16 protein-coding genes are annotated in these 14,645 nt (G+C 60.9%); 7 read left to right on the top strand and 9 right to left on the bottom strand.

The window, feature by feature from the left end:
* Positions 1–3: 3 nt before the first annotated feature.
* The 3 genes from N4A58_RS10935 (at position 4) to gndA (ending at position 3,711) form a co-directional block, all read left to right on the top strand.
* Entirely contained in the window at positions 4–1,182 is a 1,179-nt protein-coding gene (locus N4A58_RS10935) for an aspartate aminotransferase family protein (RefSeq protein ID WP_293709526.1), read from the top strand.
* A 90-nt stretch (positions 1,183–1,272) separates the two neighbouring features.
* Complete coding sequence (gene argF, locus N4A58_RS10930) at positions 1,273–2,199, top strand: ornithine carbamoyltransferase (protein WP_293709524.1); 927 nt, start codon at positions 1,273–1,275, stop codon at positions 2,197–2,199.
* Positions 2,200–2,295: 96 nt separating this feature from the next.
* Positions 2,296–3,711 (top strand): NADP-dependent phosphogluconate dehydrogenase, encoded by a 1,416-nt coding sequence (gene gndA / locus N4A58_RS10925; RefSeq protein WP_293709522.1) that lies wholly within the window; start codon positions 2,296–2,298, stop codon positions 3,709–3,711.
* A 106-nt stretch (positions 3,712–3,817) separates the two neighbouring features.
* Here gndA and N4A58_RS10920 read toward each other — a convergent pair whose 3' ends face one another.
* Positions 3,818–4,186, bottom strand: a complete 369-nt coding sequence (locus N4A58_RS10920) for a hypothetical protein (protein ID WP_293709520.1) — start codon at positions 4,184–4,186, stop codon at positions 3,818–3,820.
* 92 nt (positions 4,187–4,278) lie between these two features.
* Here N4A58_RS10920 and N4A58_RS10915 point away from each other — a divergent pair, with 92 nt between their 5' ends.
* Positions 4,279–5,055 carry an alpha/beta fold hydrolase gene (locus tag N4A58_RS10915; RefSeq protein ID WP_293709518.1) on the top strand — a complete coding sequence of 259 codons (777 nt, stop codon included), beginning with the start codon at positions 4,279–4,281 and terminating at the stop codon, positions 5,053–5,055.
* Here N4A58_RS10915 and N4A58_RS10910 read toward each other — a convergent pair.
* The 3 genes from N4A58_RS10910 to lepA all read right to left on the bottom strand — a co-directional run bounded on the left by N4A58_RS10910 (position 5,040) and on the right by lepA (position 7,792).
* Positions 5,040–5,225 (bottom strand): CTP synthetase, encoded by a 186-nt coding sequence (locus N4A58_RS10910; RefSeq protein ID WP_293709516.1) that lies wholly within the window; start codon positions 5,223–5,225, stop codon positions 5,040–5,042. The genes N4A58_RS10915 and N4A58_RS10910 overlap by 16 nt on opposite strands.
* 76 nt (positions 5,226–5,301) lie before the next feature.
* A complete protein-coding gene (locus N4A58_RS10905) occupies positions 5,302–5,811 on the bottom strand; it encodes an alkylphosphonate utilization protein (RefSeq protein ID WP_293709514.1) in 510 nt (169 codons plus the stop codon).
* Positions 5,812–5,992: 181 nt separating this feature from the next.
* Positions 5,993–7,792, bottom strand: a complete 1,800-nt coding sequence (lepA, locus tag N4A58_RS10900; RefSeq protein ID WP_072705100.1) for a translation elongation factor 4 — start codon at positions 7,790–7,792, stop codon at positions 5,993–5,995.
* A gap of 306 nt (positions 7,793–8,098) precedes the next feature.
* Between lepA and N4A58_RS10895 the strand changes: the two genes are divergently transcribed.
* Positions 8,099–8,413: a hypothetical protein gene (locus N4A58_RS10895; protein WP_072705103.1), complete on the top strand. Its 315-nt coding sequence runs from the start codon at positions 8,099–8,101 to the stop codon at positions 8,411–8,413.
* Here N4A58_RS10895 and N4A58_RS10890 read toward each other — a convergent pair.
* On the bottom strand, positions 8,401–8,853 hold the full coding sequence (locus N4A58_RS10890; protein ID WP_293709510.1) for a low molecular weight protein-tyrosine-phosphatase: 453 nt from the start codon (positions 8,851–8,853) through the stop codon (positions 8,401–8,403). The two genes, N4A58_RS10895 and N4A58_RS10890, sit on opposite strands and share 13 nt — an antisense overlap.
* A gap of 54 nt (positions 8,854–8,907) precedes the next feature.
* Between N4A58_RS10890 and N4A58_RS10885 the strand changes: the two genes are divergently transcribed.
* Complete coding sequence (locus N4A58_RS10885; RefSeq protein ID WP_293709508.1) at positions 8,908–9,606, top strand: NAD-dependent deacylase; 699 nt, start codon at positions 8,908–8,910, stop codon at positions 9,604–9,606.
* A gap of 50 nt (positions 9,607–9,656) precedes the next feature.
* On the opposite strand, the gene N4A58_RS10880 is transcribed toward N4A58_RS10885, so the two are convergent.
* The 4 genes from N4A58_RS10880 to meaB all read right to left on the bottom strand — a co-directional run bounded on the left by N4A58_RS10880 (position 9,657) and on the right by meaB (position 12,068).
* Entirely contained in the window at positions 9,657–10,151 is a 495-nt protein-coding gene (locus N4A58_RS10880) for a copper chaperone PCu(A)C (RefSeq protein ID WP_293709506.1), read from the bottom strand.
* Positions 10,152–10,199: 48 nt separating this feature from the next.
* Entirely contained in the window at positions 10,200–10,547 is a 348-nt protein-coding gene (locus N4A58_RS10875; protein ID WP_293709504.1) for a hypothetical protein, read from the bottom strand.
* Positions 10,548–10,652: 105 nt separating this feature from the next.
* Positions 10,653–10,943, bottom strand: a complete 291-nt coding sequence (gene rpmB, locus N4A58_RS10870) for a 50S ribosomal protein L28 (protein ID WP_072705113.1) — start codon at positions 10,941–10,943, stop codon at positions 10,653–10,655.
* A 138-nt stretch (positions 10,944–11,081) separates the two neighbouring features.
* Positions 11,082–12,068 (bottom strand): methylmalonyl Co-A mutase-associated GTPase MeaB, encoded by a 987-nt coding sequence (gene meaB / locus N4A58_RS10865; RefSeq protein WP_293709501.1) that lies wholly within the window; start codon positions 12,066–12,068, stop codon positions 11,082–11,084.
* Positions 12,069–12,165: 97 nt separating this feature from the next.
* Here meaB and hrpB point away from each other — a divergent pair, with 97 nt between their 5' ends.
* The gene (gene hrpB, locus N4A58_RS10860) at positions 12,166–14,601 is read left to right on the top strand and encodes an ATP-dependent helicase HrpB (protein WP_293709499.1); all 2,436 of its coding nucleotides are present in this window, start codon (positions 12,166–12,168) and stop codon (positions 14,599–14,601) included.
* The last annotated feature ends 44 nt before the right edge of the window (positions 14,602–14,645 follow it).

The following is a 14,645-nucleotide window of genomic DNA, read 5'->3' as shown; positions in this document are numbered from 1 at the left end:
GCCATGATCCCTTCGGTTCTGCCCACTTACAATCGCGCTCCGCTTTCCTTCGTCAAAGGCGAAGGCAGCTGGTTGATCGAGGCTGATGGCCGACGTTTTCTCGACCTCGGTGCGGGGATCGCGGTAAACGCCCTTGGCCATGCTAACCCCGCCCTGACCGAGGCGCTGACCTCCCAAGCCCAGAACCTGTGGCATGTGTCGAACCTCTACCAGATCCCGCAGCAGCAACAGCTGGCGGACAAGCTGGTCGATGCCACCTTTGCCGACACCGTGTTTTTCACCAACTCGGGCACCGAAAGCTGCGAACTGGCGGTCAAGATGGCGCGCAAGTATTGGTATGACAAAGGCCAGCCTGAGCGGCATGTGATCATAACTTTCGACGGCAGCTTCCATGGCCGCTCCTCGGCCGGTATCGCCGCCGCAGGCAGTGAGAAAATGACCAAAGGTTTCGCGCCTTTGCTTCCCGGTTTTCGGCATCTGCCCTTCGGCGATCACGACGCGATCAAAGAGGCGATGAAACAGCCCGACGTGGCTGGCATCTTGATCGAGCCTGTGCAGGGCGAGGGCGGCATTCGCCCGCTCCCCGATGTCTGCCTCAAAGGCATTCGCGCGCTGTGCGATGAAACCGGCGCTCTGATGATGCTGGACGAAGTGCAGTGTGGCGTCTCGCGGACCGGCAAACTCTTTGCCCATGAATGGGCCGGCGTGAGCCCTGACATCATGATGGTCGCCAAAGGCATCGGCGGCGGCTTCCCCCTTGGCGCGGTCCTCGCAACCGAAGACGCCGCCAGCGGCATGACCGCAGGCACCCATGGCTCGACCTATGGCGGCAACCCCCTCGGATGCGCCGTAGGCAACAAGGTCATGGAGATCGTCAGCGATCCCGCCTTCCTCGAGGATGTGAACCGCAAGGCAGGCCTGCTGCGGCAGGGACTGGAATCTCTCGTTGCGCGCTTCCCCGATGTGTTCGAGTCCGTTCGCGGCCTTGGTCTCATGCTGGGCATCAAATGCAAGGTCACCAACGTCGACGTGGTCAAAGCCGCCTACGACGCGGGCCTGCTGACCGTGCCCGCAGGTGACAATGTTGTGCGCCTGCTGCCTGCCCTGAACATCCCTGACGAAGACATTGCCGAAGCCCTCAACCGCTTTGAGAAGGTCGCAACCGAACTGCAACCTTCCTGACTTCATCTTTGTGAAAATACCCCGGGGGAGTCCGCGATACGCGGACGGGGGCAGCGCCCCCGGACCCCGGCCCCAAAGAAAGACACCGACATGAACCATTTTCTCGACATCCATAAAACGGATCAAGCCGACCTTCATAACATGATCGACCTCGCGGCGCGTATGAAAGCGGACCGCGCGGGCCTGCCCAAAGGTCGCCTGGACGCGGACAATGCGCTGGATGGCCGTATGGTCGCTCTGATCTTTGAAAAGCCTTCGACCCGCACACGCGTGAGCTTTGACGTCGGTATTCGTCAGATGGGGGGTCAGACGATGCTTCTGTCGGGCAAGGATATGCAGCTAGGCCATGGGGAAACCATCGCGGACACCGCGCGGGTACTGTCGCGCTATGTCGATGCGATCATGATTCGGACCTTTGACGAATCGGTTCTGCTGGAACTGGCAGAGTACTCGGACGTGCCCGTGATCAACGGCCTGACTGACCGCACGCACCCCTGCCAGATCATGGCGGACCTTCTGACCTACCAAGAGCACCGCGGTAATATCGCGGGCAAGAAAGTGGTCTGGTCCGGCGACGGCAACAACGTCTGCGCGTCCTTCCTGCACGCGGCTGGACAGTTCGGTTTCGACTTCACCTTTACCGGCCCCGAAAAGCTGGACCCCGAGGCAGAGTTCATTGGCTATGCCCGTTCCAAAGGCGTTCAGGTGTCGATTGAGCGTGATCCGTTCAAGGCGGTCGAAGGTGCCGATTTGGTTGTGACAGACACGTGGGTGTCCATGCACGATAGCCAATCGACCAAAGAACGCAGGCATAATCTGCTGCGCCCCTATCAGGTCAATGACGATCTCATGGCAGCCGCCAAAGACGACGCTCTGTTCATGCACTGCCTGCCCGCACACCGCGGCGAAGAAGTGACCAGCAGCGTCATGGACGGTCCCCAAAGCGTGATTTTCGACGAGGCGGAAAACCGTCTGCATGCGCAGAAAGCTGTCGTGCGCTGGTGCCTCGGGCTCTGATCCTCTGCGCGTCTGCACAGGCCATCTTCGCTTAAAACCGCTTGATGTTCGCGCTAACACCGTTAGATATCACACCAGTTATGATAGGAGTGATTGATGGCTGAGGCACAGAAGATCGGTTTGATCGGCTTGGGAACCATGGGCAGCGCGCTGGCGCTGAACCTGGCGGAAAAAGGCGCGCATGTCGTTGTCCAGAACCGGACCCACGCACGCGTTCCCGAATTCATCTCCGAGGCTGGTGATCTGGCCTCGAACCTAGAGGGTGCAGGCGATCTCGCCGATCTGGTCGCACGTCTGCCCCAGCCGCGGTTCATCATTCTGATGACCCCCGCAGGCGGCCCCACCGACGCTATGATCGAAGACCTGAAGCCGTTGCTGGCGCAAGGTGACACGCTGATCGACGCGGGCAACTCCGACTTCCACGACACCCGTCGCCGCACTGCGGACATGGAAGCCGCTGGCTTCAAGTTCCTCGGTATGGGCGTGTCGGGCGGCGAAGAGGGTGCGCGCCACGGTCCCAGCATCATGGTCGGCGGCACCGAAGATGCCTATGCGCCCGTCAAAGACATCATCGAAGCGATCTCGGCCAAGTTCGAAGGCGCTCCTTGCGCTGCACATCTGGGCCCCGATGGTGCGGGCCACTTTGTGAAAACCGTGCACAACGGCATCGAATACGCTGACATGCAGATGATCGCCGAAGTCTACGGTCTGCTGCGGGACGCTGGCTGGGATGCAGCCAAAATCGGCGGACTGTTTGGCGATTGGGGCAAAGGTGATCTGGGTTCCTACTTGGTCGAAGTTACCGAAGCTGTTCTCACAGCCACCGATCCCGAGAGCGGAGCGGCCATGGTGGACGTGATCGCAGATAAGGCGGGACAGAAGGGCACAGGCCGTTGGACCGTGATCGAAGCTCTGAAGCTTGGCCAATCCGCCAGCACCATCGAAGCGGCCGTCGCGGCGCGCTCTTGGTCGTCAGAGCCCGAGGTCCGCAACGCAGGTGAGGCAGCTCTGCACCCTGCCGGCACCGAGGCTGTGATCGTCGAGCCCGAAGATCTGAAGAACGCGTTCCTTGCGGCCCGGATCCTGGCCTACGCGCAGGGCTTCCGTGTCCTGCAGGCCGCATCGGACACCTATGAGTGGGATCTGGACATGGCCCGCGTCGCCGAGGTCTGGCGCGCAGGCTGTATCATCCGCAGTGTCCTGCTGGACGAGATCAGCAGCGCCCATCGCGCAGGTCTGCCGAGCGGTCAGCTTTATCTGGCGGATGGCCTGCTGCAGAAAGTCACCGGCGGACTGCCCGCCCTGCGCCGTGTTGTGGCCGCTGCCGCCATTTCGGGCCAGCCCGCTCCAGCATTGGCAAGCGCCCTGTCGTTCATCGACACCATGCGTCATGGACGTGGCACCACGAACCTTATCCAAGCGCAGCGTGACTATTTTGGCGCCCACGGGTTCGAGCGTGTGGATAGCGACGAAGCCGGTCTGCACGGTCCTTGGGCTGGTCACGGAATGTAATTCTAGGTCTGGGGGCGTTGCTCCCGCGCCTGCTGCAGGCAGAGTCCCACAGAGTTTTACAAAGACAACGATTATGCCGCCTTGGTTTTCAGGGCGGCATTTTTCGTCAGATGAGCCCGCGCGAGAGCACGACGAGCAGGTAGATCGCGAGTATGACGATGAGGTTCATCGCGATGCCGCGCAGGATTTGGATGCGTTTGTTCCTGCGGTCTGGGGCGGTGCCGCGGCCAATATACTTCTTCAGAAGGGCCACATTTTGCGCAGCATTCTCTGTATCCACTTGTAGCGCAAGTTTCGGATGGCCCGCGAGGCGGCTCGCTTCGGCGAGTTCAGTCGCGGCGCGTTTGGCTTTGCGTGGCAGCTTACGACCCGCTTTGGCGGCTTGGACATCAAGCGAACTGCCCTTGATCCCAAGGCGGGATTGCATCTGGCTGGACAGATCAGCCTCGAGTGTCACGATTTCGCGCGGGTCCATGGGTCATCCTTCTCGCCATCCGTGGCGTAAGATGGTTTATCAGGGGATGAGACTGACTGGAATGCAACCGAGCTTTGGATATTTACACAAAGATGTTGAATTTTGACACGTACGGCGCGGGCGAGCCGCCCCTGATGATCGTTCATGGCCTGTATGGCTCTGCACGGAATTGGGGGGTGATTTCGCGCCGCCTGTCCGAAGACCGCAAGGTGATTGCCGTGGATCAACGGAACCATGGAGAGAGCCCTTGGTATGACGCGCATACCTATCACGATATGGCGCAGGATTTGGCACAGGTGATCGAGGCAGAGATGCCCGACGGCGCCATCGTCCTTGGGCACTCTATGGGGGGCAAAGCTGCAATGGTTTTGGCCCTGACACGACCAGAGTTGGTTAAGGGGCTGTTGGTCGCAGATATTGCGCCGGTGACGTATACCCACTCGCAGATCCAGTTTGTCGAGGCGATGCAAGCGTTGGACCTGTCGCAAGTGACCACGCGTGGGGACGCGAACCGGGTGATGCAAGAGACGGTGCCCGATGATGGTGTGCGGGCATTTCTTCTGCAGTCTTTGGACGTCAAGGCACGGCGGTGGCGTCTGAATCTGGAGGTTCTGGCTAGGGAAATGGCGACAGTAACGGGCTGGCCAGAAGCAGAGATGCAGGGGCGCACCTATGCGGGGCCCGCGGTGTTTATCTCTGGCGCGAACAGCGATTATTTCAGTCCCGAGGGTCGTGAGGCGGCCAAGGGCCATTTCCCCACAGCGAAATTTTTCAAGATTCCGGGTGCAGGCCATTGGCTGCACGCTGAGAAGCCACGCGAATTCGAAGCCGCCGTGAAAACGTGGATTGACGCTCAGGCGTTCTCATAAATCTGCTTGGCGATAAACCAACTGATGGGCAGCGCCGCGACAAAGCCGACGGCAGCGGCGATCAGGATCGGTACCAACGTGTCATAGCCCATCACTAGAACGACCACGATAAACGTGCCCATCAGTGTGGTGGAGATCAGAGAAAACAGGGTTGTGGCTAGTCGGAACATTATGGCCTCCTCGGGCATTTGCGCGTCACCCGAGGATATTGATATGCGGTATTCAGAATGTGATATTTGATCTGGATCAGCGTTTCTTCACATACTTGGTCAAGATGACGATCCGCTGCCCCTCGACGCGGCCCTCAATGTGCTCTGCATTGTCTTGAACCAGTGAAATGCGGGGGACAGAAGTGCCGCGCTTGGCCGTGAAGCCGCCACCTTTGACGGGCAGATCCTTGATCAATACGACCGTGTCACCAGAAGCCAATTGCACGCCGTTTGAGTCGCGATGAATGGTTTCCTTGATCTCGTTCTCGACCCAAGCGCGGCGCTCGTCATCCAGCCAGACCTGATCGCTGAGATCACGGGCCCAGTCATGGTCTGACAGGCGCTCCAGCAGACGTACTGCCAGAACCTGAGTGGCTGCATCCTCGGACCACATGGCCGAACCAAGGCAGCGCCAGTGATCAGGCTCGGTCGTTTCGGCGATCTGGGCCGCGCAGACATCGCAAATTTCGGTTGTGGCGCCTTCGGGGCCGCCGGTCACGGCGTAGGCAGAGGTCTCGGTTTCGGCAGAACACAGGGCGCAGGGCATCGGCAAACTTTCGGTTGGGTCTCGGTGCCCTCCCTTAGGACAACGAGCGAACGGCGAAAACATGCATCTCGCCTGTGCATTTCACCTTTGCCCAAATACTCTGGGGGAGTCCGCGGCACGCGGGCGGGGGCAGAGCCCCCGAGATCTGCTCAAAACAAAAGCGCCCGAAGGCGCTTCTGACTTAGTCGTCCATTTTGAGGGCGTTGATGAATGCCTCTTGTGGGATTTCTACGCGGCCAAACTGGCGCATCTTCTTCTTACCGGCCTTCTGCTTTTCCAGAAGTTTCCGCTTACGAGTGGCGTCACCGCCGTAACACTTCGCGGTCACGTCTTTGCGCAGCGCGGCCAGTGTTTCGCGGGCAATCACCTTGCCGCCGATCGCCGCTTGGATCGGGATTTTGAACATGTGGCGGGGGATCAGCTCTTTCAGCTTCTCGCACATGGCACGGCCGCGCATCTCGGCGCGGGTGCGGTGCACCATGATCGACAGCGCGTCCACGGGCTCGTCATTCACGAGGATCTGCATCTTCACCAGCGTGTCTTCGCGGTAACCAGTCATCTGGTAGTCAAAGGACGCATAGCCCTTGGTCACCGATTTCAGGCGGTCGTAGAAGTCGAAGACAACCTCGTTCAGCGGCAGGTCATAGACCGCCATCGCGCGGCTGCCCGCGTAGGTCAGGTCCTCTTGGATGCCGCGGCGGTCCTGACAAAGCTTCAGAACGTCACCTAGGTATTCGTCGGGGACCATGATCGTCGCTTTGATGCGCGGTTCCTCAATGCGGTCAACCTTCGACGGGTCGGGCATATCAGCCGGGTTGTGCAGCTCGATCAGCTCACCGTCGCGCATGTAGATGTGGTAGACCACGCTCGGCGCGGTGGTGATCAGCTCGATGTTGTATTCGCGCTCGATCCGGTCGCGGATCACCTCAAGGTGCAACAGACCAAGGAAGCCGCAGCGGAAGCCAAAGCCCAGAGCGGCCGAGCTTTCCATCTCGTAGCTGAAGGACGCGTCGTTCAGAGCCAGCTTTTCGATCGCGTTGCGCAGGTCATCGAATTCGGCGCTGTCCACGGGGAACAGACCACAGAAGACCACGGGGATCGAAGGTTTGAAGCCGGGCAGGGCGGTTTCGCAGCCCTTCTTCTCGGTGGTGATTGTGTCACCGACACGGGTGTCGCGGACCTGTTTGATCGATGCGGTCAAGAAGCCGATCTCGCCCGGTCCAAGCTCTGCGATGTCTTGCATCTGCGGACGGAAGACACCCAGCTTTTCAACGGGGTACTGGCCGCCGGTTTTCATCATTTTGATCCGGTCGCCTTTTTTGATGACACCGTCGACCACGCGGATAATGACCACAACACCGAGGTAGGGGTCATAGTAGCTGTCCACCAGCATCGCCTTGAGCGGTGCATTGCGGTCGCCTTTGGGCGCAGGCAGGCGGGTGACGATGGCTTCGAGCACGTCGGGGATCCCGACACCGGTCTTGGCCGAGATATGAACGGAGTCTGACGCGTCGATACCGATCACGTCTTCGATCTGCTCGGCTACTCGTTCGCAATCGGATGCGGGCAGGTCGACCTTGTTCAGGACGGGCACGATCTCGTGGTCCGCGTCGATCGCCTGATACACGTTGGCCAGAGTCTGCGCCTCGACGCCTTGGGTCGAGTCGACAACCAAGAGTGATCCCTCGACCGCCTGCATCGAGCGGCTGACCTCATACGAGAAGTCCACGTGGCCGGGGGTGTCGATCAGGTTCAGCACATAGGTCTGACCGTCCTTGGCCGGATAGTCGATCCGGACGGTGTTCGCCTTGATGGTGATCCCGCGCTCGCGCTCGATGTCCATGGAGTCCAGAAGCTGGGCCTTCATGTCACGTTCGGCGACGGTGCCAGTCAATTGAATCAGCCGGTCGGCCAGGGTGGATTTACCGTGGTCGATGTGGGCAACGATCGAGAAATTGCGGATGTTCGAGAGCTCTGTCATGCACGGCGATATGCGGTGGAAAACAGGTTTGGTCAAGCGACTCGATGGGGCCAGAGCCCCTGTTTTGCAGCTTTTTGATCGACCGAGCACACCTAACAGATTCGTTCATCGCGCCACATCACACGGTTGTTGCGATCCCGCTGCCCATTTCTGCGCTTGATCTGACGTCCGAAAGGATGGGTTCATCGGCAAATCAATGCCGATGACAACAATTCCATGGAACAAACGGGTAGCGTTTATTGAAAGAAAGCGGCGCTTACGGCATGCTCCTTGCAAATAGCAGTTTATAGCTAGGGACGAGCAGTGATGATCCGCAAAACCGTTACACTTCTGTGCACCGCCGGTCTTCTGGCCAGCGCAACAGCAACCGCCACGTTGGCAGGCCCCGTCGAACGCGCATGCCGCCAATCCGACCGCCCTCAGGCCTCGGCCTCGCTCTGTGGCTGCATCGGCCGTGTCGCCGACCAGACGCTGTCCCGCGCGGATCAGCGCCAGGCTGCAGACTTCTTCAAGGATTCGGACAAGGCGCAGGAGGTCAAAATGTCTGACCGCCGCAGCCACAAGGAATTCTGGGACCGTTACAAGCGTTTCGGCCAAACCGCAGAGCTTTACTGCTCCTGATCGCGAAGCGCGGTGATTAGGCCACGCGCAGCATCCTCGATCATATCCAGCGTGCCGTCGAAATCGCGGCTGTAATAAGGGTCCGGTACATCTGCGCCGGGCTTTTTGCTGTAGTCCGACAGCATGCGCACCGGCGTCTTGTTTCCCTTGGGGCGCATGGCCTGCACATCGCGCTGGTTGTTCTTGTCCATCGTGATGATCAGGTCGAACCGGTCGAAATCGTCTCGGGTAATCTGGTGAGCTCGCAGGGTACTCAGGTCATAGCCGCGCGAGTTGGCGACCGTTTGCATGGGACCGTACGGGGCTTCGCCCACATGCCATGGGCCGGTGCCTGCGCTGTCTAATGTAAGCTCCAAATCCGCTGCCATCGCCCGTACAACGCCCTCTGCCGACGGAGAGCGGCAGATGTTTCCAAGGCAGACGAAGAGGATGCTGGTCATGGCGGGTTTCCTTTGTCAGGGTTGAATAAAAACGGGCTTACAGAGGGCAGGGCAATGGAAAAGATCGTGATTCTCACGGGTGCAGGGATTTCAGCCGAAAGCGGGCTAGGCACATTCCGCGACGAGGGCGGATTGTGGGCGGCACACCGCATTGAGGACGTCGCCACTCCCGAAGGGTTTGCCCGCGATCCCAAGCTGGTCCAGAACTTCTACAACATGCGCCGTGCCCAAGCGCGCAAGGCAGAACCGAATGCTGCCCACTACGCCTTGGCCAAGCTGGAGCAAGAGTTCACGGGCGAAGTCATCATCGTCACACAGAACGTGGACGGTCTGCACGAGCGCGCCGGAAGCCAGAACGTGATTCACATGCACGGCTTCCTCGAAGGGGCGCTTTGTGCCGGATGCGGACACCGCTGGCCCGCGCCGTTAAACATGAAGATCACCGACCGCTGCCCCAAGTGCAAAGAGGTCGCCACGCGCCCTGACATCGTCTGGTTCGGGGAAATGCCCTACGACATGGAAGAGATCTGGGATCACCTGCGCAGTTGCGATTACTTCGTGTCTGTCGGAACCAGCGGGAATGTCTATCCTGCCGCTGCCTTTGTACAAGACGCAGCGCGCCATGGGGCCATCACGATCGAGCTGAACCTAGAGCCCTCTGCTGTGGTGTCTGATTTCGCCGAAAGCCATTGCGGCAAGGCCAGCGACATCGTGCCCGAGTGGGTCGAGAAAATGCTGTCCGTCAGAAAATAAGGGCGGGCCGTTTCCGGCGCCGCCCTTTGTGACCTAGCAGAAGGTTAGCCTTAGTTGCTGTTCATCTTACCATGGTCCATTTTGCCGTGCTGCATGGCGCCGTGAGCGTCCTGACGCTCCAGATCGACGGGGATTTGGACCTCAATCTCGCCAGCCTTTTCAAAGACGAGGGTGACGTTCAGCATGTTCCCCTGTTCAAAAGGTGCATTGAGGCCCATGAACATGACGTGATCACCCCCGCGCGCCAGCGCGTGTGAGGCGCCACCGGGGACGGGGAAGCCGTCTTCATCCTGTCGCATCTGCATGACACCGTTGCCCGCATCGATATGGGTGTGAAGCTCAACCTTTTTCGCGGCGTCCGAGCGCGCGTCGATCAGCTGATCGTCTTCGGTGCCGGTGTTTTCAATCACAAAAAACGCAGCGCCGGATTTTGCGACCGGAGAGGCCGAGCGCGCATAGGCGTCTTTGATCGAGATTTCAGCGCCAGCGGTCAGGGGCAGGGCGCAGACAGACAGAGCGGCAATCGCCTTGAGTGCGAAAGTCATAAGGATTTTCCTTGTTAGAGTATGGGGTGTTTTGGTCTGAGGTTGGGATCAGGCCAGAACAGGCGGTCCACGGGCGCAGGCTTGCGGGGCGGCTGCGCTGTGGGCATTCCACGTCTCGACAGGGAAATAGGCGATGCTTCGATGAGAGGGCGCGTAGGTCTCGGGCTGCCACGGAGCGACCGCGGCCAGCAGGGTCAGCGCACAGTCCGGGCAGTAGTGCAGGCTGGCAGGTTTGCCATCGGCATCAACGCCAACAGTTACTGGGCCCGTGCCGGTACACAGCTCCATCTGCCCCACAGCGGGGGCCTGCCCGCGAATATAGCCCATGTGCACGGCGGTGAACGCCATGAGACAGGCCAGCAGCAGGCTGAAGATATGGAGACTGAGTTTTCTCATCGCCAAAGATTTACGCAGACCGTGAAGCCGCCACAAGGCGGGGCATAAAAAAGACCCTGCGCCAATGGCCGCAGGGTCCCTTTTACTCGAGCGCTTAAAAGCAGATTAGGCGTTTGCAGCCTGTGCTTTTGCGATCTCTTTTTTCACCTTCAGAGCGGTCGACGACAGCTCGGTGTCTTTTGCTTTTGCCAGGAACGCGTCCAGACCACCGCGGTGGTCGACGCTCCGCAGAGCAGCAGCCGAAATGCGCAGCTTCACGCCACGACCCAGAGTCTCAGACTGCAGGGTCACGTCGTTCAGGTTGGGCAGGTAACGACGGCGGGTTTTGTTGTTTGCGTGGCTGACATTGTTGCCAGTCATGGGGCCTTTACCGGTCAGTTCGCAGCGGCGCGACATGTTACTTTCCTCGTTTCGATCTCGATGTCAGTGGCTGGGCGCCACTGCGCCCTCGAATATCAAAGGGGCGCAAATACCTACGCCCCCGGAATCCGTATCGCGGTCGTGTAGGTGAGATTCAGGGGAACGTCAAGCGATTCACCCGTCACTTAGGCCCAATGTTTTCAACATTTCTTGCGCTGCAAGGCTCGGCGTCGTCTCGCCTGCCGCGACCTCTGTGCCAAGGACCTGCATTTTATCGCGCAAGGGGCCGGGGGCCGTCAACTGCGCGAGCAGGGTTTGGCGGACCTCTTCTTCGAACCAGTAGCGGGCCTGATCTGCGCGGCGCTGATCAAAGAACCCCTGGTCGCGGCGCCAACCGGACAGGGTCTGCATCTCGTCCCATGCGGTTTGCAGGCCGTTTTCCTCGAGCGCGGAGACGCACATCGCTTTGGGAAAGCCTTCGGGGTCTTGCGGGCGCTTTCGCAGCAAGCGCAGGGCACCGGCGTAATCGGCTTGGGTGCGGGTCGCGACGGGTTTCAGATCGCCGTCGGCCTTGTTCACCAAGATAATGTCAGCAATCTCCATAATCCCGCGTTTGACACCCTGAAGTTCGTCGCCCCCCGCAGGTGCCATCAGCAGGATGAACAGGTCGGACATCTCGGCCACGACGGTCTCGGACTGGCCGACGCCTACGGTCTCGATCAGGATGATGTCAAAGCCGCTGGCTTCGCACAGGGCGACAGCCTCGCGCGTGCGACGGGCCACACCGCCAAGGTGCGATTGGCTGGGAGAGGGGCGGATAAAGGCCATGGGGTCGCGGCTGAGCCGTTCCATCCGCGTCTTGTCCCCTAGAATGGACCCGCCGGAACGCGCCGAGCTGGGGTCCACCGCCAGCACCGCGACGCGCAGCCCCATGGCGGTCAGCATCATGCCGAAGCTTTCAATGAACGTGGACTTCCCTACACCGGGCGTGCCCGACAGGCCGACGCGCAGGCCCTGACGTCCCGAGGGGCGCAGATACTCCAGCAATTCGGTGGCTTGGGCGCGGTGATCCGCCCGTCCGCTTTCCACCAGCGTGATGGCCCGTGCCAAAGCCCGCCGGTCGCCTGCCAGAATGCGATCGCCCATGTCGGTGATGTTCATTGCCAAACCCTTCCTCCGTCTCGCTGGCGTTTGTGCCAAGGGGGCAGGGTGCTGTCCACCCGTGGACGGGCGCTAACACCTGCGTCATAAGCACTATATGACCGAATTGCCCATTCACGCCGCCCTCGATGACCTGATCCAAGCCTTGCGTGCGCGCGGCCGTGTCGTGCTGCAATCGCCCCCCGGCGCGGGCAAGACGACCGTGGTGCCGTTGGCGATGATGCAGGCGGGCCTGACAGGCGGGCGCATCGTGATGCTGGAACCGCGCCGCCTTGCCGCTCGCGCTGCTGCCGAGCGTATTGCAGAGACCTTGGGTGAACCTGTGGGCCAAACCGTGGGCTACCGCGTGCGCGGCGAATCAAAGGTGTCGAAATCGACCCGAATAGAGGTCGTGACCGAAGGCATCCTGACCCGCCGCATTCAGCATGACCCCGAACTGGCAGGCGTGGGCGCGGTGATCTTTGACGAATTCCACGAACGGTCGCTGAACGCCGATCTGGGACTGGCTTTGTGTTTGGAAGTCGCAGGTGCCCTGCGCGATGACCTGATGCTGGTCGCCATGTCCGCAACCTTGGACGCCGAACCCGTAGCGGCCCTGATGGATGCGCCTATGATCACCTCCGAAGGCCGCAGTTATCCGGTGGAAACCCGCTGGCTGGACCGTCCCCTTGGCCCCAAAGCCCGCATTCCCGAAGCCACCGCCGATCTGGTCGTCCAAGCGGTCCGCGAAACCGAAGGCGGCGTTCTGGTCTTTCTGCCCGGCGAAGGGGAAATCCGCCGCGTCGAAGGGCTGCTGAACGGTCGTCTACCGGACGGCTGCGTCGTGCGCCCCCTTTTCGGGGCCATGGACTTTGCCGCCCAACGTGCGGCGATCCAGCCTGCCACGTCGGGCCGCAAGATCGTGCTGGCCACGTCTATCGCCGAAACCTCGCTGACCATTCAGGACATCAGCGTGGTGGTCGACGCGGGCCGCGCCCGCCGGTCGCGCTTCGATCCAGCCTCTGGCATGTCCCGCCTGGTGACCGAACGTGTCACCAAAGCCGAAGCCACCCAACGCGCTGGCCGTGCGGGTCGCGTCGCCGAGGGTACCTGCTACCGCCTCTGGACGCGCGGCCAAGAGGGGGGACTGCACCCCTTCCCCCCTGCCGAGATAGAAAGCGCTGATCTTTCAGGGTTGGTGTTGGAGTTGGCCCAATGGGGCGCGGACCCCGCCGATCTGCCCCTGCTGACCCAGCCCAACGCGGGCTCCTATGCCGAAGCGACCGCGCTGCTGAAATTGCTGGGTGCTTTGGATGACAACGGGCGGATCACGGAGCATGGCCAGAAAATCACCCGTCTGCCGCTGCACCCGCGACTGGCCCATATGCTGATGGTCGCCGGGCGCGATGCAGCGCCTTTGGCCGCACTGCTGGCGGACCGAGACCCCCTGCGCGGCGCCCCGGTGGACCTGTCCCTGCGCGTCGAGGCCATCCGCGACACACGCCGGTTCATGGAAGAGCGCAATTATCGGCCCCACCGCCCAACGCTGGAGCGCATCAAGCAAGAGGCCAAACGTCTGGCCAAAGACGCTCCCGAAGCTCGCGGCCTCAGCCTGCCCGAGATGGCTGCACTGGCCTATCCTGACCGCATCGGCGCCCGCCGTAAAGGCAGCGCCCCGCGTTACCTGATGTCCGGCGGCAACGGATCGGTCCATGACGAAGCCGACCCATCCGCCAACGCGCCCTTTCTCGTGATCACCGATGTGGACGGAGACCGCCGCGAAGCTCGCATCCGACAAGCCATTGAGATCCGCCAATCAGACCTGCGTGCCCTGTTCGCAGACCGCATCGCGTGGCAAGACATTTGCGAATGGTCCCCCCGAGAGGGCCGCGTGATCGCCCGGAAGCAAGAACGCCTCGGCGCCATCGCGCTGGACGACCGCATCTGGCAGAACCCGGACCCCGCCCTAGTCGCCCGCGCTATGCTGGATGGTGTGCGCCAACTGCCCCTGCCATGGACCGACGCTGCCCGTCGGTTCGCCGCCCGCGTGGAACTCGCTCGCCCTCAGGACCCGAGCCTGCCCTCGATGAAGGATGCCGACCTATTGGCCGATGCTGAAGAGTGGTTGCTACCCTATCTGACAGGTGTGAAAACGTCCGGCGCGTGGAAGAACTTCGACATGCTCCCCGCGCTGCGAGCGCGGCTCGACTATGCTCAGATGCAGGCGCTGGATCAAAAGACGCCAGCCCATTTCACCACGCCCCTCGGTCGACAAATTCCGATCGACTATAGCGGAGAGCACCCTGCAATCGAATTGCGCCTGCAAGAGATGTTCGGCCAAACGACCCATCCGACAGTGGCAGGGCAGCCTTTGCGCGTGACGCTGCTCTCTCCCGCCCGGCGTCCCGTTCAAACGACGATGGATATCCCCGGCTTCTGGGATTCCTCCTACGAAGATGTGCGGAAAGACATGCGCGGGCGCTATCCCAAACACCCTTGGCCCGACGATCCGCGCCAAGCTGATCCGACGTTGCGCGTGAAACCACGGTCGTGACTTGAGTATTTATCGCAAAAAGAAGGGCGGGTTTTCGCGTCTTT

Source organism: Donghicola sp. (assembly GCF_025210255.1).
Lineage (GTDB): Bacteria > Pseudomonadota > Alphaproteobacteria > Rhodobacterales > Rhodobacteraceae > Donghicola > Donghicola eburneus.
This window is presented reverse-complemented; position numbering and strand designations above follow the sequence as displayed.